Below are 20254 nucleotides of genomic sequence, written 5' to 3'. Positions count from 1 at the left end.
GGGCAGGCCTCCCGCTCGTTCCTGTTCGCGGGTCGCGGGCGCCGCCTCAGTACAGCACCCGCGTCCGCAGCGTGCCCGGGATGGCGGCGAGCCGATCGCGCACCGCCGCGGCCTGCGCCTGGGTCGCGGTGATGTCGATCACCACGTAGCCGATCTTCGGGTGCGTGCGCAGGTACTGGCCGTCGATGTTGACGCCCAGCCGCGAGAACACCTCGTTGACCTGCGACAGCACGCCCGGCACGTTGCGGTGGATGTGCAGCAGGCGCAGGCTGCCGGTGTGCTCGGGCAGGGTGACCTCGGGGAAGTTCACCGCCGACAGGGTCGAGCCGTTGTCGCTGTAGCGGATCAGCTTGGCCGCGACCTCCAGGCCGATGTTGTCCTGCGCCTCCAGCGTGCTGCCGCCGATGTGCGGGGTCAGGATCACGTTGTCGAACCCGGTCAGCGGCGAGACGAACGGATCGGCGTTGCCCTGCGGCTCGACCGGGAACACGTCGATCGCCGCGCCGCCGATGTGCCCCGAGCGCAGCGCCTGCGCCAGCGCGTCGATGTCGACCACGGTGCCGCGCGAGGCGTTGATCAGGTGCGCGCCGCGGCGCATCGCCGCCAGTTCGGCGGCGCCGATCATCTCGCGCGTGGCCGGGGTCTCCGGCACGTGCAGGGTGACGATGTCGCTGCGCGCGAGCAGGTCGTGCAGGCCGGCCGCGGCGCGCGCGTTGCCGAGCGCGAGCTTGGTCTCGATGTCGTGGAAGATCACGTGCATGCCCAGTGCCTCGGCGATCACGCCGACCTGGGTGCCAATGTGGCCGTAGCCGACGATGCCGAGGGTCTTGCCGCGCACCTCGTGGCTGCCCGCGGCCGACTTCGACCAGCCGCCGCGGTGGCATTGCGCGTTCTTCTGCGGGATGCCGCGCATCAGCATGATCGCCTCGGCGATCACCAGCTCCGCCACGCTGCGGGTGTTGGAGTAGGGCGCGTTGAAGACCGGGATGCCGGCCATCTCGGCGGCGTCGAGGTCGATCTGGTTGGTGCCGATGCAGAACGCGCCGATCGCCATCAGCCGCCGCGCGTGCGCCAGGGCCCCGGCGGTGAGCTGGGTGCGCGAGCGGATGCCGACGATGTGCGCGGCGGCCAGTTCGCGGCGCAGTTCGTCCTCCGGCAGCGACTTGTCGTAGGTCTGGATCTGCGAGTACCCGGCGGCGCGGAAGCTCTCCACCGCGGTCGGGCTGATGCCCTCCAGCAGCAGGACGCGGATCTCATGCTTCGGGAACGAGGTCTTCTGGCTCACGGCGGACGGCGGCGCGGACGCGGGCCTTCGACTATCTCAGAAATCGGCGCCGTTTGCTGCGCCGCATCACTGGACGCTCCGGCGCCGCGCTGGCAGGCTGGGCCCTCCGTCCGCGGCCCGCTTTTCCGATGACCGACGCCCGCCTCGACTGCCTGCTCGCCCGCGTGCCCGGGCTGCGCCTGACCCGGGATCCGGCCGACCTCGCGCACTACGGCCGCGACTGGACCCGGCGCTGGACGCCGGCGCCGCTGGCGGTGGCGCTGCCGGGCTCGGTCGAGGAGGTGCAGGCGATCGTGCGCTGGGCCAACGAGGAGCGGATCGCGCTGGTCCCCTCGGGCGGCCGCACCGGCCTGTCCGGCGGCGCGGTCGCGGCGAACGGCGAGCTGGTGCTGAGCCTGGAGCGGATGAACCGCGTCCTCGCCTTCGATCCGGTGGACCGCACCCTGACCGTGCAGGCCGGCATCCCGCTGCAGGCGGTGCACGAGGCCGCGCGCGAGCGCGGCCTGCTGTACCCGGTCGACTTCGCCGCGCGCGGCTCGTGCACGATCGGCGGCAACATCGCTACCAACGCCGGCGGCATCCGGGTGATCCGCTACGGCAACACCCGCGAATGGATCGCCGGCCTGGCCGTGGTCGCCGGCAACGGCGACCTGCTCGAACTCAACCGCGGCCTGATCAAGAACTCCAGCGGCTACGACCTGCGCCAGCTGATGATCGGCTCGGAAGGCACGCTCGGCGTCGTGGTCGAGGCCACGCTGCGCCTGACCGACCCGCCGCCGCCGGGCAACACCATGCTGCTGGCGCTGCCCTCGTTCGAGGGGCTGATGCGGGTGTTCGCCGCGTTCCGCGAGCGGCTGACGCTGCAGGCGTTCGAGTTCTTCACCGACCGCGCGCTGCACCACGTGATCGCCCACGGCGCGGCGGCGCCGTTCGGGCAGGCGCATCCGTTCTACGTGGTGACCGAGTACGCCGGCGGCGACGAGGCGGCCGAAGCCGCCGCGCTGGCCGCGTTCGAGCACTGCCTGGAGCAGGGCTGGGTCGGCGACGGGGTGATCGGCCGGAGCGAGGCCCAGGCGGCGCAGCTGTGGCGGCTGCGCGAGGGCATCACCGAATCGCTGGCGCCGCACAAGCCGTACAAGAACGACGTCTCGGTGCGGATCTCGGCGATGCCGGCGTTCCTCGCCGAGACCCAGGCGCTGCTGGCGCGCGAATACCCGCGGTTCGACGTGGTCTGGTTCGGCCACATCGGCGACGGCAACCTGCACATCAACGTGCTGCCGCCGCCGGGCATGGCCGACGGCGAGTTCGTGGGCCATTGCGAACGGGTGACCAAGCTGCTGGCCGAGGCGCTGTCGCGGCACGGCGGCAGCATCTCCGCCGAGCACGGCATCGGCCTGGTCAAGAAGCCGTATCTCGACAGCACCCGCAGCCCCGCCGAGATCGCGCTGATGCGCGGGGTCAAGCGGGCGTTCGATCCGAACGGGCTGTTGAACCCCGGCAAGCTGTTCGACTGAGCGCATCCCGCCGCGGCAGGCGGCGCTCGGATACCGGCGCCGCGCAAGGGCCGACACCGCTCGCGCGAAGGAGCGGGAGGCCGGCCGCGTCGAGGCGGGTCGACGCGCGCTGGCGGCACGCCGCGGCTCCGCGTCCGGCAGGTTCCGCGCGCCGGCGAACGCCAGCTGGCTGATCGCCGAACGCGCGACGCGCCCGGCGGAATTCCGAGGCGCGAAGCGGTTAGTCTTGCCGCTTCGCCGGCGCCGCCGGCTTCCGGCCCCAGGGATACCGACCGATGAACCGTACGCTTCTGCCGCTCTGCGCCGTCCTCCTGACCGCCTTCGCGCCGGCCGCGCTGGCCTCCAGCTTCGCCGGCACCTCCGCCGGTACCTCGGCCGGCGGCAGCTCCGCTTCCAGCGACGCCAGCTCCGATTCCTCCGGCGACGACGAGGACAAGATCGTCCTGGCCGCGCGCGACGATGCCGCCAGCTTCGTCGCCAGCGACGGCGCGATCCGCGGCGCGCGACTCGAGGCGGCGCTGCGCACGCTGCGCGAACGCGACGCCGAGGCCCGCCAGGCCAGCGACCTGGAACTGGCGCGGGCGATCCTGGCGCTGTGAACGCCGCCGGCCGCGGCCGGCGACTGCCCGCGCTGCTGCTGGCGCTCGCGCTCGCGGGCCCGGCGCAGGCCGGGCTGGAACTCGATGGGAAAGGGCTGACGGCGGCCGAGACCGCCGCCAGCCAGGCCCTGCTGGACGAGGCCCGGCGGCGGCTGCCGGCCGGAATGGCCGCGGCATTGCCGGCCGGTCTCGCGGTCCGCTGGAGCGACGCGCTCGGCGCCCGCGTGCACGGCGTCGCCCGCGACCGCGAGGTCCTGCTCAACGCGCGCCTGCTCGGTGCGCTGGCGGGCCGCGACGGCGAGGCCGGCCGGGACGGGGCCGGGCGCATGGCGCTGGCCGCACTGCTGCACGAACTGGCGCACCATTACGACCGCGCCACCGGCCGCGCGCTTTCGCGCGATCCGCGCCTGCTCGACCTGGCCGGCTGGCAGGTGCGCGCCACGCGCTTGGCCACGCGCACGCTCGGCCGGCGCGAGAACCGCATGCTCGACCGCAGCCCGGACCCGTACGAGCTGTCCGGCCCGCGCGAGTTCCTCGCGGTCAACGTCGAGCATTTCCTGCTCGATCCGCAGTACGCCTGCCGCCGGCCGGCGCTGTACCGCCATCTCGCGCAGCGGCTGGGCGCGCCGCCGCTGGCGCGCGCGCCCTGCGCCGGCGACTACCCCTTCGCTGACGCCGGCGGGCAGGGCGGCGAGGCGCTGGCCGCGCTCGATCCGGCCCGCGTCTACGGGATCGACTACCTGCTGGCCGAGCCCAACGCGCAGCCGATGAGCCGCTGGGGTCACAGCATGCTGCGCCTGGTGGTCTGCGCGCCCGGCCGCGCGCCGGGGCCGGACTGCCGGCTCGACCTCGCCCACCATCGCGTGCTGTCGTTCCGCGCCTTCGTCGGCGACCTGCAGATCTCCAGCTGGCGCGGCCTGGCCGGGCGCTATCCGTCGCGGCTGTTCGTGCTGCCGCTGGAGCAGGTGGTGGACGAGTACACCCGGGTGGAACTGCGCGGGCTGCGCTCGATCCCGCTGCGGCTGCGCCGCGACGAGGTCGCCGGCGTGGTCGAACGCGCCGCGCAGCTGCACTGGAGCTACGACGGCCGCTACTACTTCCTCAGCAACAACTGCGCGGTCGAGACCTACCGCCTGCTGCGCGAAGGCGCGCCGCGCCTGGCCGGGCTGCGGCTGGAGAGCGTGACGCCGACCGCGCTGCTGCGGCGGTTGCAGCGCGCCGGCATCGCCGACGCCTCGGTGCTGGACGACCCGGCGCAGGCGCTGCGGCTCGGCTACCGCTTCGATTCGCTGGCCGAACGCTTCGACCGCCTCTATGCGGTGGCGAAACGGGAACTGGCGTTGGCGCCGGCGGACGCGCGCGGGTGGATGGACCTCGCGCCGGAGCGGCGCCGGCCCTGGCTCCAGCGCGGCGACGCGCGCGCGACCGCGGCGCTGCTGGTGCTGGAGCAGGCCGCGCTGCGCCGGCAGCAGCTGCGCGCCCAGGACGCGTTGAAACGCCGATATCTCGGCCGCGACGGGCGCGCGCTGCCGGCGCAGGCGCGCGTCGCCGAGGAGGCACTGCGCCGGCTGCTGGAGGAGGGGGGCTATTTCGGCCGTCCCGCGTCGCTGCTCGACACCGGCGGCTACGGCCTGCCGCAGGCGGAGGAGCGCGCTGCGCTGGCCGCCGCGGGAACGCAGCGGCGGGAACGCTGGCGCCAGGCCGAGGCGCGGTTGCAGGCGGCCGCGCGCGATCTGCTGCCGGCGCCGCAGCGGGCGGCGCTGGACGGGATACAGGCCAACGCCGACCTGCTCGGACGCCGGCTGCGCGAGTTGCATCGCGCCGACGGCGGCCTGCGGCTGCGCTGAGCGCCCGGGCCTCGCGGCCCGGGCGGGGAATCAGTCGGCGCGGCCGGCGAACTCGCCGGTGGCGGTGTTGACCAGCACGCGCTCGCCGTTGCCGATGTACTCCGGCACCATGATCTCGATGCCGGTCGCCAGCTTCGCCGGCTTCGGCCGCTTGGTCGCGGTGCCGCCCTTCAGCTCCGGCGGCGTGTCGACCACTTCGATCGCCACGTTCTGCGGCAGCTGCAGCCCGACCGGCAGGTCGTCGATGATCTGCACGTAGCAGCCCGACAGGTCCGGCACGATGTAGCCGGCGGCGTCGCCGACCACGTCCGCGTCCAGCGCATACGGGGTGTAGTCCTCGTCGTCGAGGAACACGAAGGCCTCGCCGTCCTTGTACGAGAAGGTCGCCTGGCGGCGGGCCAGGTCGACTTCCTTGAGCTCGTCGTCTGCGTCGAAGCTGGCGTCGAGCTTGGCGTTGCCCGGCACGCTGTACATCGTGAAGCGATAGCGCACGTTGCCGCCGCGTCCCTGCGGCGAGCTGCGCTCGATGTCGCGGACCTGGTAGACGCCGTTGGCGTGTTCGACGACGTTGCCCTTCTTGATTTCGCTGGCTTTCATGGAAGCGGGATTCGGGATCGGAGATTCGTGGAAGCGGAAGGCGGGGCCGGGCGCGGGGTCCGCCCTCGCGAACCCGGCCCGGTCCCGGATCCCGGTTACTTCGGCGCCAGGCGCGTCGCGCCGTCGAGGCGGATGGTCTCGCCGTTGAGGTAGGGGTTGCCGAGGATGTAGGCGACCAGGTCGGCGAATTCCTCCGGCTTGCCCAGGCGCGAGGGGAACGGGATCGACGCTGCCAGCGACTGCTGCACCGACTCGGGCATGCCGTCGACCATCGGCGTCCAGAACACGCCCGGGGCCACCGTCATCACGCGGATGCCGAAGCGCGCCAGCTCGCGCGCCATCGGCAGGGTCATGCCGACCACGCCGGCCTTGCTGGCCGAGTACGCGGCCTGGCCGATCTGGCCTTCGTACGCGGCCACCGAGGCGGTGTTGACGATCACGCCGCGCTCGCCGTCGGCGCCGGGCTCGTTGTGCTGCATCAGCGCGGCGGCGGCCTTGGCGACGTTGAAGCTGCCGACCAGGTTGACCATCACCGTGCCCTGGAACTGGGCCAGCGGCATCGGCCCCTCCTTGCCGAGCACGCGGCCGGCGCCGAGGATGCCGGCGCAGTTGATCGCGGCGTTGAGCCCGCCGAGGAACCCGCGCGCGGCCTCGAGGTTGGCGGCCACGCTCTGCTCGGAGGTGACGTCGGTCTTGTAGTAGCGCGCGGCGGCGTCGCCGAGCTCGGCGATCGCCGCGGCGCCCTTCTCGTCGTTGACGTCGAGCAGGGCGACCTTGCCGCCGCGGGCGACCAGGTGCCGGGCCACGGCCAGGCCGAGGCCGGAAACGCCGCCGGTGACCACGGCGCGGACGGTGTCGAGTTGCATGGGCGGACCCTCGATGCGAAAGCCGCGATTCTAGCGCGTGCGGGGGACGCGCTCCCGCGTGCCCGCAGGACTGCGCGGAGCGCCGGCGACGCCGCCCGCTGCCGCTTCGGCCGGCACGTGTCGGTGCGGCCCGCCGCTGGCGCGCCGCCGCCCGCAGAACGCCCGCGCCTCGTCCGGCGCCAGGCGCGCAGCGTCTCCGGCTCGTCCTCGATCGGCCCCGCTCGACGAATTCAGCCCCAAGGCATCGCCGGGGATGCGGGCGGCCGCGCGCTCATGCGGCGGCCAGCGCCTTGCCGGCCTTGCTGCCGGTCTCGCGGCCGAGCCGGGCGGCCAGCCAGCGGCCGGTCTCGGCCAGCGCGTCCAGGTCGATGCCGGTCTCCACGCCCAGTCCGCGCAGCATGTAGACCACGTCCTCGGTGGCGACGTTGCCGCTCGCGCCTTGCGCATAGGGGCAGCCGCCGGCGCCGGACACGGACGCGTCGACCACCGCCACGCCTTCCTCCAGGCAGGCGAGGATGTTGGCCAGCGCCTGGCCGTAGGTGTCGTGGAAGTGCACCGCGAGCGCCGCCATCGGCACTTCCTGCGCGACCGCGCGCAGCATCGCGCGCGCCTTGCCCGGCGTGCCGACGCCGATGGTGTCGCCGAGCGAGACCTCGTAGCAGCCCATCGCGTGCAGCGCGCGGGCGACGCGCACCACGTCGGCCACCGGCACGTCGCCCTGGTACGGGCAGCCGAGCACGGTCGAGACGTAGCCGCGCACCGCCACGCCGTCGGCGCGCGCGCGTTCCAGCACCGGCGCGAAGCGCTGCAGCGATTCGTCGATGCCGGCGTTGATGTTCCTGCGGTTGAACGCTTCCGAGGCCGCGGTGAACACCGCGATCTCCTCCACGCCGACCGCGCGCGCGCGCTCGTAGCCCTGTTCGTTCGGCACCAGCACCGGATAGCGCACGCCGGGCGCCTTGCGGATGCCGGCGTAGACCTCGGCCGCGTCGGCCAGCTGCGGCACCCACTTCGGGCTGACGAAACTGGTCGCCTCGATGCTGCGCAAGCCGGTGGCGGACAGGCGGTCGATCAGCGCGATCTTGTCCGCGGTCGCGACCGTGGTCTTCTCGTTCTGCAGGCCGTCGCGCGGGCCGACTTCGACGATGCGCACGGAGGATTTCATGAGGCCAGCGCCACCAGCACCGCGTCGGCCTCGACGAAATCGCCGCGCGCCGCGCGCACCTCGGCCACGGTGCCGGCGCGCGGGGCCTTCAGGCTCAATTCCATCTTCATCGCCTCGATCACCATCAGTTCCTGCCCGGCCTCGACCGCGTCGCCGGCCGCGGCCCGTACCGCGACCACCCGGCCGGGCATCGGCGCGACCACGCGGTGGCCGGCGTCGGCGTCGGCCGCGCGCTCGCGCCGGTACGGCGGCAGCACCTGCAGCCGCAGCCGGCGCTCGCCGTCGTGGACGCTGGCCCGGGCCTCGTCCTGGTACAACGCGAAACGGCGGCCGAACCCGTTGAGGCGCAGGCTCAACGATTGCCCCTCCAGGCGCGCGCCGGCGACGCTGCGGACGCCGGCGTCGGTCTCGATCCGGTAGTCGCCGCCGCTGCCCTGGGCATGGAGGACGAGAGAGCGGTCGCCGAGCTGGAACGCCAGGCTGCGGCGGCCGGCATGGCCCATCCGCCAGCCGTCGGGCACCGCCCAGGGCGAGGTCGGGTCGGCGGAGGCGGCGGCGCGGGCGCGGCTGGCCGCCTCCTGGTCCAGCAGCCGGCCGACCGCGGCGGCCAGCACCAGGTCGTCCGCGGCCCCGCCGGCGGGGGCCAGGAACTCGTCCAGGTGCCGGTCCAGGTAGCCGGTGTCGATCCGCGCCTCGACTACCGCCGGGTGCCGGGCCAGCCGCTCCAGGAACTCGACGTTGGACTTGGGGCCGGCGATGTCGCACTCGGCCAGCGCCGCGCGCAGGCGGGCGAGGGCGCGCGGGCGGTCGGCGTCGTGCACGATCAGCTTGGCGATCATCGGGTCGTAGAAGATCGTGACCGTGTCGCCTTCGACCACGCCGCTGTCGACGCGCACGTGCGCGGACGGCGCCGGCAAGCGTAGGCGCTCGAGCCGGCCGGAGCCGGGCAGGAAGCCGGCGTCCGGGTCCTCCGCGTACAGCCGCACCTCGATCGCGTGGCCGCGTTGCCGGACGTCGGCCTGGCGCAGCGGCAGCGGCTCGCCCGCGGCGACGCGCAGCTGCCACTCGACCAGATCCAGCCCGGTCGTCATCTCGGTCACCGGGTGCTCGACCTGCAGCCGGGTGTTGATCTCCATGAAGTAGAAGCGCCCGTCCGGGTCGACGATGAACTCGACCGTGCCGGCGTTGACGTAGTCGATCGCGCGCGCGGCCTGGACCGCCGCTTCGCCCATCGCCGCGCGCAGTTCCGGAGTGAGGAAGGGCGAGGGCGATTCCTCCAGCACCTTCTGGTAGCGGCGCTGCGCCGAGCACTCGCGCTCGTTGAGGTGGATCACGTTGCCGTGGGCGTCGCCGAACACCTGGATCTCGATGTGGCGCGGGCGCTCCACGTAGCGCTCCAGCAGCACGCGGTCGCGGCCGAACGCGCCGGCCGCCTCGCGCTTGCAGCTTTCCAGGGCCGGCAGGAAGTCCGCGGCCGCGCGCACGATGCGCATGCCCTTGCCGCCGCCGCCGTGCGCGGCCTTGATCATCAGCGGGTAGCCGATCGCGTCGGCCTCGCGCTGCAGGCGCTCGGGCGCCTGGTCCTCGCCGGTGTAGCCCGGAACCACTGGCACGCCGGCCGCGCGCATCAGGTCCTTGGCCCCGGCCTTGCTGCCCATCCTGCGCATCGACGCGGCCTTCGGGCCGATGAACGCCAGTCCGGCGGCCTCGACGGCGTCGGCGAAGTCGGCGTTCTCGCTGAGGAAGCCGTAGCCGGGGTGGACCGCCTGCGCGCCGGCCTTCAGCGCGGCCTCGACGATGGCGGCGCCGCGCAGGTAGCTGTCCGCCGGCGCCGGCCCGCCGATCGGCCAGGCCTCGTCGGCCAGGCGCACGTGCCGGGCGCCGGCATCGGCTTCCGAATACACGGCGACGGTGCGGACGCCCAGGCGCCGGCAGGTGCGGATGACCCGGCATGCGATTTCGCCGCGATTGGCGATGAGAACCTTGTCGAACATGGGTTTAGCCACGGATGGACACGGATGAGCCCGGAGGGGGAGTGTGGATCATGCGCCTGAACGGAGGCTTGGGAGCAAATCGGGAAGCCGCCCGGGGGCATGCCGCTCGCTTTCAGGTGATCCGGCGGTCGGGCGGCATGGGCCGGAAGCGGTGCGGCGCGGGCCTTCGGCGCCCCGGTCACCGCATCGCCGGCCACCAGGCCCGCACGGAAGCCGCCGACGACCAGGCCACGAACATGGGCCGGGGCGGGGAGAAGGCTCGCGCACCGCCCAACCATCAGCGCCAGGCGCTGCGCCTTCCCGTACCCGGGTTCCGGAACTCCGGCGCCGGGCTCGTTGTGGACCTCGCCGAAGCGCCGAGCATCGCTCCGTCCGTGTTCGTGATCCGCGGCTAGCGCTTCTGCTGGGCGTCGATCCAGCTCGGCGGGCGCTTGCCGAGGAAGGCGGACAGGCCTTCCTGGCCCTCGGGCGAGACGCGCAACTGCGCGATCAGCGCGGCGTTGTCGGCATCGAGCCGGTCGCGGTCCGGGCCGGCCGCCACCCGCCGCACCAGCGCCTTGGCCGCGGCCGCGGCGTGCGGGCCGGCCTTCAGCAACAGGTCGATCTGGCGCTGCACCGCCGCGTCCAGCGCTTCCGCCGGCACCGCCTCGTGCACCAGGCCGAGCCGCAGCGCCGTCGCGGCGTCGAAGGTTTCGCCGGTGGCGAACCAACGCCGCGCCTGGCGCGCGCCGATCGCCTCGACCACGTACGGCGAGATCACCGCCGGCAGCAGCCCGAGGCGGCTCTCGGTGAGGCCGAACTTGGTGCCGTCCGCGGCGACGGCGATGTCGCAGCAGGCCACCAGGCCGACGCCGCCGCCGAACGCGGCGCCGTGCACGCGGGCGATGGTCGGCTTGGGCAGTTCGTCGAGCGTGCGCATCAGCCGGGCGAGGGCGAGCGCGTCCTCGCGGTTCTCGGCCTCGTCGGCGGCGGCCATGCCGCGCATCCAGTGGAGGTCGGCGCCGGCGGAGAACGACGGCCCTTCGCCTTCCAGGACCACGGCGCGCACCGCGCCGTCGCGCGCGGCCGCCTGCAGCGCGCCGGTCAGCGCGGCGATCAGCACGGCGTCGAAGGCGTTGTGCAGCTCGGGGCGGTTCAGGCGCACGCGGGCGACCGGGCCTTCGTGCAGGATCAGCAGCGGATGGGTCATCGTCCTTTCGGGCTTACGGACTGTGGCGAATCATAGCGGCGGCCCCCGCGCGCCGCCTGCGGTGCTAGAATCGAGAACGATTCCCATTTGGAGAGGCCGGGACGTGCTCGATGCGCCGCGGCGCCCGATCCGGACCCCGGTTTCCGAGGTGAGCCCTTGAAGCTGTCCGAACTGCCCCGCCGCACCGCCGCGATCGTGCAAGCGGTCGAAGACCAGGCGCCGAACGACGCGATCGCGCGCCGCCTGCGCGAACTCGGCTTCGTCAGCGGCGAACGGGTGGAGGTGATGGCGGCCGGACCGATCGCCGCCGAGCCGCTGCTGGTGCAGATCGGCTTCACCCGCTTCGCGCTGCGCCGCAGCGAGGCCGCGCGGGTGCGGGTGCGGCCGGACACCGAGAGGGCCGCATGAGCGCCGCCGCCGCGCCGCTGCGGGTCGCCCTGGTCGGCAACCCGAACTGCGGCAAGACCGCGCTGTTCAACCAGCTCACGGGCAGCCGGCAGAAGGTCGCCAACTACGCCGGCGTCACCGTCGAACGCAAGGAAGGGCGCCTGGTCGCGCCGTCGGGCCGCGGCTACGCGGTGCTCGACCTGCCCGGCGCCTACAGCCTGCAGGCGGCCAGCCTCGACGAGGCCGTCACCCGCGACCTGTGCCGCGGCTTCTATCCCGGCGAGCCCGCGCCGGACGTACTGGTGTGCGTGGTCGACGCGACCAACCTGCGCCTGCACCTGCGCTTCGCGCTGGAGGTGCGCGAGCTCGGCCGTCCGATGGTGGTCGCGGTCAACATGATGGACGCGGCGCGGCGCCGCGGCATCCAGGTCGACCTGGCCGCGCTCGAGCGCGAGCTCGGCGTGCCGGTGGTGCCGACGGTCGCGGTCAGGCGCGGCGGCGCGCGCGAGCTGGTGGCGATGCTCGACCGCGTCGCCGACCGCCTGCACGAGCCGCGCGTGCACCTGCCGCCCGCGCTCGCGCACGATCCCGAGGCGCTGCACGCCGAGACCCGCCGCCTGCTGGCCGTAGCGGTGACGATGCCGCGCCGCACCGCCGAGATCGACGACGCGCTGGACCGCTGGCTGCTGCATCCGCTGTTCGGCCTGCTGATCCTGGCGGCGGTGATGTTCCTGATCTTCCAGGCGGTGTACGCCTGGGCGACGCCGATCATGGACGCGATCGACGCCGGCACCGGCGCGCTGGCCGAAGCGGTGCGCGGCGGCATGCCGGAGGGCCCTCTGGCCAGCCTGCTCGCCGACGGCGTGATCACCGGCCTGGGCAGCGTGGTGGTGTTCCTGCCGCAGATCCTGATCCTGTTCGCCTTCATCCTCGCCCTGGAGGAGTCCGGCTACCTGCCGCGCGCGGCGTTCCTGCTCGACCGGCTGATGTACCAAGCCGGCCTGTCCGGGCGCTCGTTCATTCCGCTGCTGTCGAGCTTCGCCTGCGCGGTGCCCGGCATCATGGCCACGCGCACGATCCAGGACCCGCGCGACCGCCTCGCGACCATCCTGGTGGCGCCGCTGATGACCTGCTCGGCGCGCCTGCCGGTGTACGCGCTGCTGATCGGCGCGTTCATCCCGGCGCGCGAGGTCGGCTGGTTCAACCTGCAGGGGCTGGTGCTGTTCGCGCTGTACATGGCCGGCATCGTCAGCGCGTTGCTGGTGGCCTGGGTGATGAAGCGCTGGCGCCGCGACAAGAGCGAGCACGCGCTGCTGCTCGAGCTGCCCTCGTACCGCCTGCCGCATCCGCGCGACCTGCTGATCGGCCTGTGGGAGCGGGGGATGATCTTCCTCAAGCGCGTCGGCGGCATCATCCTGGCGCTGACCATCCTGCTGTGGTTCCTGCTCTCGTTCCCGGCGCCGCCGCCCGGCGCGACGGGGCCCGCGATCGACTACAGCTTCGCCGGCCGCATCGGCCATGCGATGACCGCGGTGTTCGCCCCGCTGGGCTTCAACTGGCAGATCTGCATCGCGCTGATCCCGGGCATGGCCGCGCGCGAGGTGGCGGTGTCGTCGCTGGCCACGGTGTACGCGCTGTCCGCGGCGGACGACGAGGCCGCGGCGCAGGCGCTCGGGCCGATCATCGGCGAGGGCTGGTCGCTGGCCACCGCGCTGGCGCTGCTGGTCTGGTACATCTACGCGCCGCAGTGCATCTCCACGCTGGCGACGATCAAGCGCGAGACCAACTCGTGGAAGCAGGTCGCGATCGCCACCGGCTACCTGTTCGCGCTGGCTTACCTGGCCGCGCTGGTCACCTACCAGGTCGCGGCCGCGCTGGGGGCGGGCTGATGGACGCGGGCCTGCTCGCGCAGTACGTGGCGGTGGCGCTGGCGGTGCTGCTCAGCGCGGCCTACGTGGCCAAGCGGCAATTCCCGAACGCGGTGCGCCGGCTGCGCATCGCGCTCGCCGCGCCGCTGGTCCGAGAAGGGCGGCCGCGCTGGCTCGTGGGCCTCGGCCGCGCCATCGCCCCGCCGGCGCGCGCCGGCGCCGACGGCTGCGGCGGCTGCAGCGCCTGCGAGCCGACGCCGCCGCGGCGGTAGCCGTCCGCCCGGCGTCCGATCCGCGGCGTGCCTCGGCCGCGGATGCCTCCGCGGCTCGCGTCGGTACGCCGCCTGGCCGGAATGCCCGCCTGCCGGCGGCCGCGGACTTCAGGGAAGGCTGCCTTCGCAGGCGCAGGCGGACACGCAGCCGCCGCGCCGGCACTCGCGCTTCCCGCATCCGAAGGCGCGTTCGCCGTGCCCAGGACCGCAAGGCGCACCAGCGCCACGGCCGCGGGCACCGTCGCGAGGCGGACGAGCGCTCCCTCGTTCGGCGACGCGTGCGCGACTTCCCGGACGAGGCGCCCGCTAGTGCCGCCCACGCCCGCGGGCCGGGCGATACCCGTTGGCCTCGGTCGCCTCCACCGCCAGGGTGAAGCTGCGCTCCTCGCCCGGAAACAGCGCGCCGACGCCGACGACCTGGCGGTCGATCTCCGCGCCCTCGGCGTTGCGGATCGTCAGCACCACCGAATACTCCAGCGCGGCCTCGCCGGACGGCGGCCGGATCGTGCCTTCCACGCGCAACGGCACCGAGCGCATGCGCGCGGACTGCGCCGCATCCGGGTCGAAGCGCAGGTGGTGCCGGCACGCGGGGCAGACGCTGGCGCTTTCCAGGATCGTGGTCTTGCAGTGCGGACAGGTCCGCGTGGCGCCGGGCGTGCCCGGGCGAGGCGCTGCGCTCATGACGCGGCGCCGGCCTCCGCAGCCTCGGCCTTGCCGTGGCCCTTGCGCAGGTCCTTCTCGTCCCAGCCGAACTCGACCTGGCCGCGCATGCGCGCGCCGGGCGCGACGGTGACCGTGCCGGCCTTGACGTCGCCGACGATCGCGCCGCTTTCCAGCAGCTCGACCCGCTGCGCTCCCTCGATGTTGCCCTCCAGCTCGCCCGCGACCACCACCTTGCGCGCGCGCACGCCGCCGTCGAGCTTGGCGCCGACTTCCACGGTCAGGTCGCCGTCCACCTGCACGTCGCCCTTGAACCGGCCGGCGATGCGGATGTGCCCGGAACCCTGGATCTTGCCCTCGATCGACAGGTCGGCGGCGATCAGCGATTCCTTGCCTTCGCGCTCGGCCGGGCGCGGCGCCGGCGACGGGGCGGGTGCCGGCGCGGCCGGAGGCGTCGGGTTCGGCGCGTAGGCCGGCGCCGCCGTCGGCGCGCCGAAGACGATCTCGCGGGGATCGGGCTCCTTCTTCAGCGCGCTCTCCGGTTGCGGCGCCGGGTCGCGCTTGGGCGGGGCGGAGGGGTTGTTGAAGATCGCCATGGCGTTACCTCGCGGGGGATGGACAAGCCTGAATCCGTCCGAGGCTACGCGGCGATGCCGGGCACCGGTGTGACCGGTCTCACCGTACCCGCCCGGCCGCGCCGGCGTTCATCTGCGGATCACCTGCCTGAATCCGGGTACGCGAGTCGGAAGCAAGCGCGGGCCAACGCGCTGAGGCCATCGAGACCATCGCCCACGAAGCCGAGGACGAGTGCATGGTCTGCGAGCGGCAGCGGCACAAGCCGGTGGGCAGCCACCGCCTGCAGGCGGTGGCGCAGGCGCCGCATGGCCGCCCGTGCGGGGGCGAGCGCGCGCCGTTACATCCGGAACACGCCGAAGCGCGGCTGCGCCTCGAGCGGGGCGTTGAGGCTGGCGGAAATCGCCAGGCCGAGCACGCGCCGCGTATCGGCCGGATCGATGATGCCGTCGTCCCACAGCCGCGCGGTGGCGTAATAGGGATTGCCCTGGGTCTCGTACTGCTCGCGGATCGGCGCCTTGAACGCCTCCTCTTCCTCCGCCGACCAGGCCTGGCCGGCCGCTTCGAGGCCGTCGCGCTTGACCGTGGCCAGCACGCTGGCCGCCTGCTCGCCGCCCATCACGCTGATGCGCGCGTTCGGCCACATCCACAGGAAGCGCGCGCCGTAGGCGCGGCCGCACATCGCGTAGTTGCCGGCGCCGAAGCTGCCGCCGATCACCACGGTGAACTTGGGCACGTGCGAGCAGGCCACCGCGGTGACCATCTTCGCGCCGTCCTTGGCGATGCCGGCGTTCTCGTACTTCCTGCCGACCATGAAGCCGGTGATGTTCTGCAGGAACACCAGCGGGATGCCGCGCTGGTTGCACAGCTCGATGAAGTGCGCGCCCTTGAGCGCGCTCTCGGAGAACAGGATGCCGTTGTTGGCGACGATGCCGACCGGGTAGCCGTGCAGGTGGGCGAAGCCGGTCACCAGGGTCTTGCCGTAGCGCGCCTTGAATTCCTGCAGCTCGCTGCCGTCGACGATGCGCGCGATCACCTCGCACACGTCGAACGGGCGGCGGGTGTCCTTCGGCACGATGCCGTAGAGCTCCTCGGCCGGGTACAGCGGCTCGCGCACCGGCTGCACCGCGACCGGCACGCTCTTGCGCCGGTTGAGCGAGCCGACGATGTCGCGGGCGATCTCCAGCGCGTGGCGGTCGTCCTCGGCGAAATGGTCGGCCACGCCCGACACGCTGGTGTGCACGTCGGCCCCGCCCAGCGCCTCGGCGTCGACCACCTCGCCGGTGGCGGCCTTCACCAGCGGCGGTCCGCCGAGGAAGATCGTGCCCTGTTCCTTGACGATGACGCTCTCGTCGCACATCGCCGGCACGTAGGCGCCGCCGGCGGTGCACGAGCCCATGACCACGGCGATCTGCGGGATGTTCTCCGCGCTCATCCGCGCCTGGTTGTAGAAGATGCGGCCGAAGTGCTCCTTGTCCGGGAACACCTCGTCCTGCAGCGGCAGGAAGGCGCCGCCGGAATCGACCAGGTAGATGCAGGGCAGCCGGTTCTCGCGCGCGATCTCCTGCGCGCGCAGGTGCTTCTTCACCGTCATCGGGAAATAGGTGCCGCCCTTGACGGTGGCGTCGTTGGCGACGATGACGACTTCCTGCTCCATCACCCGGCCGATGCCGCAGACGATGCCGGCGGCCGGCGCCTGGTCGTCGTACATGCCCTCGGCGGCCAGCGGGGCGATCTCCAGGAACGGCGAGCCCGGGTCGAGCAGGGCGGCGATGCGCTCGCGCGCCAGCAGCTTGCCGCGCTCGGTGTGCCTGGCCCGGGCCTTGTCGCCGCCGCCTGCGGCGGCGCGGGCGAGGCGCGCATCGAGCTCCTCGACCAAGGCGCGGTGGTAGGCGGCGTTGTCCTGGAATTCCTGCGCGCGCGGATCGATGTGGGTCGTGAGTACGGGCATCGTTGCCTCGGATGCGAAGCAGGGCGGCATCAAACCACAAAAGACGCATGCGCGGCCACGCGCAGGATCTTCTCGAACAGCCTCCGCGCCTCGGCGTCCGACAGGTCCGCGGTCAGCGCGGTCTCGTGGCCGTGGTCGGTCGAGGCGCCGGAGGCGCGCCAAGGGCAGGGCGGTGGGCCGCGCGGTGCCGCCATCGCGCGTCTCCCGGCGGCGCAAAAAACGAAGGCCCGCGTCGGCGGGCCTTCGTCGGACGCCGCGCAGGCGATTATTTCTTCGCTTCCTCGGCCGCGGCGTCGGCCTTCTCGGCCACGTCCTGCGCCGTGTTCGACGTCGCCTGGGCGGCGTCGGCGGTGGCGCTGGCCGCGCCTGCGGCCGCCTCGTTGGCCGCCTGCTGCGCGGAGTCGGCGGCGTGCTGGGTCGCGTCCTTCATTTCGGAGGCGGCTTCGCCGGCCGCGGCTGCGGCCGCGTCGACGCCCTGGGCCGCGGCCTGGCTGGCGGCTTCGGCGGCCTGCTGCGCCGCATCGCCCGCCTGTTCGGCGGCGTTGGCGGCCTCGGCGGCTTCGTTCTGCGCGGTCGGGGTCTCGTTCTTGCAGGCCGACAGGGCCAGGGCGGCTGCGGCCAGGAGCACGTAGAGCTTGGCGTTCATCGTTGTCTCCACAGGTGGGTTCGAAGTTCGGTGAAACGGGTCCGCATGGCGGGCGAAGCGGACGGGGTCGGCGCCGCACGCCATGCCTTGCTGCCTAGTCTCGTATCGGTCTCGTGTGGAAACTGCAAAAGGAAAAGGCCGCCGGAAACCGGCGGCCCTTCCATTCTACTGGTCGACGGGAAGAGAGATTACTTCTTCTCTTCTTCCTTGGTCGCGTCGGCAGCCTGCTCGGCGCCGGCAGCCGCCTGGTCGGCAGCGTCGGCGGCCTGCGAGGCGGCGTCGGCAGCGGCGTCGGCAGCACCGGTGGTGCCGGCGGCGGCAGCGGCGTCGGCCGAAGCAGCGGCGGCGTCGGCAGCCTGGGCGGCGGTGTCGGCAGCAGCCTGGGCGGCGTCGGCGGTAGCGGCGTCACCAGCGGCGGCGGCCTGGTCGGCAGCAGCCTGCGCCTCGGTCGAAGCGGCGTTGGCGTCGGCAGCGGCGTCTTCGGCCTGCTGCTGGTTCGAGCAAGCGGCCAGGGCGAAGCCCAGAGCCAGGGCGATCAGCGCCTTGTTGAAGGTCATGTCGATTTCCTCGTCGTTAGTTTGGCAACGCGCAATTGCGCGTCGATAACATGATGACAAGCCGGTGAACCGTGTCAAGCGTTCGTGGCCGGTTTTTTCGTCCGATTACGTTTCCGTTCCTCTTAACGCTTTCATAGCAACTCGACGGCGACCGCGGTGGCCTCGCCGCCGCCGATGCACAGCGAGGCGACGCCGCGCTTGCCGCCACGGGCGCGCAGGGCGTGCAGCAGGGTCACCACGAGGCGGGCGCCGCTGGCGCCGATCGGGTGGCCGAGGGCGCAGGCTCCGCCGTGGACGTTGAGCTTCTCGTGCGGGATGCCGAGGTCCTTCATCGGCGCCATCGCCACGCAGGCGAAGGCCTCGTTGACCTCGAACAGGTCGACCTGGTCCACGCTCCAGCCGGCCTTCTGCAGCACCGCGGAAATCGCTTTCACCGGCGCCGTGGTGAACCACTCCGGCGCCTGCGCGTGGCCGGCGTGGGCGACGATCCGCGCCAGCGGCGCCAGGCCGCGCCGCGCCGCCTCCTCGGCCGACATCAGCACGGTGGCCGCGGCGCCGTCGGAGATCTTCGACGAGTGCGCCGCGGTCAGCACGCCGTCCTGGCCGAAGGCCGGGCGCAGCGACGGGATCTTGGCCGGGTCGATCTTGCCCGGCTCCTCGTCGGCGTCGACCACGGTCTCGCCCTTGCGGCCCTTGACCGTGACCGGAACGATCTCGTCCTTGAACGCGCCGCCGGTGCTGGCCGCCTGCGCGCGCTTGACGCTCTCCACCGCGAATGCGTCCAGCGCCTCGCGATCGAAGCCGTAGCGCACGCAGGTGGCGTCGCCGAACACGCCCATCGCCTTGCCGTCGTAGGGGTTGGTCAGGCCGTCCCAGGCCATGTGGTCGAGCATCTCGGCGCTGCCGTAGCGCACGCCGGTGCGCGAGTTGTTGAGCAGGTGCGGCGCGTTGGTCATCGACTCCATGCCGCCGGCGACGACGACCGCGGCCGAGCCGGCCTGGATCAGATCGTGGCCGAACATGATCGCCTTCATGCCCGAGCCGCAGACCTTGTTGATCGTGGTGCAGCCGACCGCGTCGGGGATGCCGGCGCCGAGCGACGCCTGCCGCGCCGGCGCCTGGCCGAGGCCGGCCGGCAGCACGCAGCCCATGATCACCTCGCCGACCTGGTCGGGCGCGACGCCGGCATGGTTCAGGGCGCCGGCGATCGCGGCGGTGCCCAGCACCGGCGTCGGCACGCCGGTGAACTGGCCGAGGAAGGAACCGATGGCGGTGCGCTTGGCACCGACGATGACGACGTCGCTCATGGCATGCTCCAGCGGATGCGGGACCGGCGGCGGCCGGGGAATGGCCGGATTATGCGGCGCGGTGCTGCGGCGCGGCAAACCGCTGCGCGGATGCGTTCGCGCGACCGCCTGCGGGGGCGGCGTGAACGCCGCGTGCATGCCGGCATCCTCGCATCGCGCCGGCTCGCGCCCGCACTCGCCATGGAACGGGGCGAGAACGTTTCCAAGCGATGGCGCAAGCCGGGCGCACGCGGGCCAAGCGCATCGCCCGCACCGTTGGCGTGCGAGCATGGCAAGGGCGATCCGCCTCGTGTCTGCGCCTGGCGGGCGTCGTGGGCTCGAACGGACCCCAACACCCGGCAAGCGGCAGGCGCGAGGTGGCCGCCTCCGCTACCGCAACCGCAACAGGTACAGCCCGCGCCCGCGCGGCACCGGCCGTAGCGGTTCGAAGCCGCAAGCTTCGAACAGGCTCGGTACGCCGGTCCAGACGAACGCGCCGGGCTGGCGTTCGCCGGGCCGTACCGCCTGCGGATAGGCCTCGATCTCGGCCGCGCCGCATTCGCGCGCGTACGCGACCGCTGCGCCGACCAGCGCCCGGGCCACGCCGCGGCCGCGCCAGCGTGCCGGCACGTACAGGCAGTTGAGCGACCAGGTGCCGGTACTCCACCCGCGCGCCAGGGCCTTGCTGCGTTCCAGGCGCGGGAAGTCGCTGCGGGGGCCGATCGCGCACCAGCCCACCGGCTCCGCGCCGGCGAACGCGAGCACGCCCGAAGCGGCGCCTGATTCGACCAGAGCGCGGAACGCCGCCCGGTTCGGCTCGCCCTTGGCCGCGGCCCAGGCCTTGCCGCCGTTCGGCAGCCGCCACCACATGCACCAGCAACCGCCGCAGGCGCCGTTACGGCCGAACAGCGCCTCCAGCCGCGGCCAGTCGCCGCGCGCCAGGGCACGGACGGTCAGCTCGGTTTCGGTGGCCCGGGCCATCGGGAATCGGAACGGAT

Annotated in this window: 21 protein-coding genes; 7 read left to right on the top strand and 14 right to left on the bottom strand. The window is 73.3% G+C overall.

What is annotated here, in order from left to right:
- Positions 1-46: 46 nt before the first annotated feature.
- The gene (gene serA / locus EDC50_RS05940) at positions 47-1285 is read right to left on the bottom strand and encodes a phosphoglycerate dehydrogenase (protein WP_123769498.1); all 1239 of its coding nucleotides are present in this window, start codon (positions 1283-1285) and stop codon (positions 47-49) included.
- A gap of 128 nt (positions 1286-1413) precedes the next feature.
- Here serA and EDC50_RS05935 point away from each other — a divergent pair, with 128 nt between their 5' ends.
- The 3 genes from EDC50_RS05935 to EDC50_RS05925 all read left to right on the top strand — a co-directional run bounded on the left by EDC50_RS05935 (position 1414) and on the right by EDC50_RS05925 (position 5245).
- Positions 1414-2799: an FAD-binding oxidoreductase gene (locus tag EDC50_RS05935; protein ID WP_123769497.1), complete on the top strand. Its 1386-nt coding sequence runs from the start codon at positions 1414-1416 to the stop codon at positions 2797-2799.
- Positions 2800-3074: 275 nt separating this feature from the next.
- On the top strand, positions 3075-3398 hold the full coding sequence (locus tag EDC50_RS05930) for a DUF2388 domain-containing protein (RefSeq protein WP_123769496.1): 324 nt from the start codon (positions 3075-3077) through the stop codon (positions 3396-3398).
- On the top strand, positions 3395-5245 hold the full coding sequence (locus EDC50_RS05925) for a DUF7844 domain-containing protein (protein ID WP_242003029.1): 1851 nt from the start codon (positions 3395-3397) through the stop codon (positions 5243-5245). The genes EDC50_RS05930 and EDC50_RS05925 overlap by 4 nt, the downstream gene beginning before the upstream one ends.
- Positions 5246-5275: 30 nt before the next feature.
- Here the strand turns inward: EDC50_RS05925 and yeiP are convergent, their stop codons facing one another.
- The 4 genes from yeiP to EDC50_RS05905 all read right to left on the bottom strand — a co-directional run bounded on the left by yeiP (position 5276) and on the right by EDC50_RS05905 (position 9867).
- Positions 5276-5842 (bottom strand): elongation factor P-like protein YeiP, encoded by a 567-nt coding sequence (yeiP, locus tag EDC50_RS05920; RefSeq protein ID WP_123769495.1) that lies wholly within the window; start codon positions 5840-5842, stop codon positions 5276-5278.
- A 95-nt stretch (positions 5843-5937) separates the two neighbouring features.
- Positions 5938-6708, bottom strand: a complete 771-nt coding sequence (locus tag EDC50_RS05915) for an SDR family NAD(P)-dependent oxidoreductase (protein WP_123769494.1) — start codon at positions 6706-6708, stop codon at positions 5938-5940.
- 271 nt (positions 6709-6979) lie between these two features.
- Positions 6980-7873 carry a hydroxymethylglutaryl-CoA lyase gene (locus tag EDC50_RS05910; protein ID WP_123769493.1) on the bottom strand — a complete coding sequence of 298 codons (894 nt, stop codon included), beginning with the start codon at positions 7871-7873 and terminating at the stop codon, positions 6980-6982.
- The gene (locus EDC50_RS05905) at positions 7870-9867 is read right to left on the bottom strand and encodes an acetyl/propionyl/methylcrotonyl-CoA carboxylase subunit alpha (protein ID WP_123769492.1); all 1998 of its coding nucleotides are present in this window, start codon (positions 9865-9867) and stop codon (positions 7870-7872) included. Before EDC50_RS05905 ends, EDC50_RS05910 begins: the two co-directional genes overlap by 4 nt.
- A gap of 50 nt (positions 9868-9917) precedes the next feature.
- Here EDC50_RS05905 and EDC50_RS05900 point away from each other — a divergent pair, with 50 nt between their 5' ends.
- Complete coding sequence (locus tag EDC50_RS05900) at positions 9918-10262, top strand: hypothetical protein (RefSeq protein ID WP_123769491.1); 345 nt, start codon at positions 9918-9920, stop codon at positions 10260-10262.
- On the opposite strand, the gene EDC50_RS05895 is transcribed toward EDC50_RS05900, so the two are convergent.
- The gene (locus tag EDC50_RS05895) at positions 10259-11056 is read right to left on the bottom strand and encodes an enoyl-CoA hydratase/isomerase family protein (RefSeq protein ID WP_123769490.1); all 798 of its coding nucleotides are present in this window, start codon (positions 11054-11056) and stop codon (positions 10259-10261) included. The two genes, EDC50_RS05900 and EDC50_RS05895, sit on opposite strands and share 4 nt — an antisense overlap.
- A 156-nt stretch (positions 11057-11212) precedes the next feature.
- Between EDC50_RS05895 and EDC50_RS05890 the strand changes: the two genes are divergently transcribed.
- The 3 genes from EDC50_RS05890 to EDC50_RS05880 are packed head-to-tail and all read left to right on the top strand — an operon-like array spanning position 11213 to position 13583.
- Entirely contained in the window at positions 11213-11464 is a 252-nt protein-coding gene (locus EDC50_RS05890) for a FeoA family protein (RefSeq protein ID WP_123769489.1), read from the top strand.
- Entirely contained in the window at positions 11461-13332 is a 1872-nt protein-coding gene (gene feoB / locus EDC50_RS05885) for a ferrous iron transport protein B (protein ID WP_123769488.1), read from the top strand. The genes EDC50_RS05890 and feoB overlap by 4 nt, the downstream gene beginning before the upstream one ends.
- Positions 13332-13583 carry a DUF6587 family protein gene (locus EDC50_RS05880; RefSeq protein ID WP_123769487.1) on the top strand — a complete coding sequence of 84 codons (252 nt, stop codon included), beginning with the start codon at positions 13332-13334 and terminating at the stop codon, positions 13581-13583. The genes feoB and EDC50_RS05880 overlap by 1 nt, the downstream gene beginning before the upstream one ends.
- A gap of 306 nt (positions 13584-13889) precedes the next feature.
- Here the strand turns inward: EDC50_RS05880 and EDC50_RS05875 are convergent, their stop codons facing one another.
- The 8 genes from EDC50_RS05875 to EDC50_RS05845 all read right to left on the bottom strand — a co-directional run bounded on the left by EDC50_RS05875 (position 13890) and on the right by EDC50_RS05845 (position 20237).
- Positions 13890-14264 carry a hypothetical protein gene (locus tag EDC50_RS05875; RefSeq protein ID WP_123769486.1) on the bottom strand — a complete coding sequence of 125 codons (375 nt, stop codon included), beginning with the start codon at positions 14262-14264 and terminating at the stop codon, positions 13890-13892.
- Positions 14261-14839, bottom strand: a complete 579-nt coding sequence (locus tag EDC50_RS05870) for a bactofilin family protein (protein WP_123769485.1) — start codon at positions 14837-14839, stop codon at positions 14261-14263. The genes EDC50_RS05875 and EDC50_RS05870 overlap by 4 nt, the downstream gene beginning before the upstream one ends.
- A 317-nt stretch (positions 14840-15156) precedes the next feature.
- On the bottom strand, positions 15157-16767 hold the full coding sequence (locus EDC50_RS05865; RefSeq protein WP_123769484.1) for a carboxyl transferase domain-containing protein: 1611 nt from the start codon (positions 16765-16767) through the stop codon (positions 15157-15159).
- Positions 16768-16796: 29 nt separating this feature from the next.
- Positions 16797-16961 (bottom strand): hypothetical protein, encoded by a 165-nt coding sequence (locus EDC50_RS16340; protein WP_158635715.1) that lies wholly within the window; start codon positions 16959-16961, stop codon positions 16797-16799.
- Between the two features lie 71 nt (positions 16962-17032).
- Complete coding sequence (locus EDC50_RS05860) at positions 17033-17413, bottom strand: hypothetical protein (RefSeq protein ID WP_199742098.1); 381 nt, start codon at positions 17411-17413, stop codon at positions 17033-17035.
- Between the two features lie 188 nt (positions 17414-17601).
- Entirely contained in the window at positions 17602-17970 is a 369-nt protein-coding gene (locus EDC50_RS05855) for a hypothetical protein (protein ID WP_123769483.1), read from the bottom strand.
- 131 nt (positions 17971-18101) lie between these two features.
- Entirely contained in the window at positions 18102-19277 is a 1176-nt protein-coding gene (locus EDC50_RS05850; protein ID WP_123769482.1) for a thiolase family protein, read from the bottom strand.
- Between the two features lie 369 nt (positions 19278-19646).
- Positions 19647-20237, bottom strand: coding sequence for a GNAT family N-acetyltransferase (locus EDC50_RS05845; RefSeq protein WP_123769481.1), 591 nt, complete (start codon positions 20235-20237; stop codon positions 19647-19649).
- Between the last annotated feature and the right edge of the window lie 17 nt (positions 20238-20254).

The sequence above is a fragment of the Vulcaniibacterium tengchongense genome (assembly GCF_003814555.1).
Lineage (GTDB): Bacteria > Pseudomonadota > Gammaproteobacteria > Xanthomonadales > Xanthomonadaceae > Vulcaniibacterium > Vulcaniibacterium tengchongense.
The sequence above is the reverse complement of the archived record's forward strand: the minus strand, read 5'-3'. Positions and strand labels throughout refer to the sequence as shown.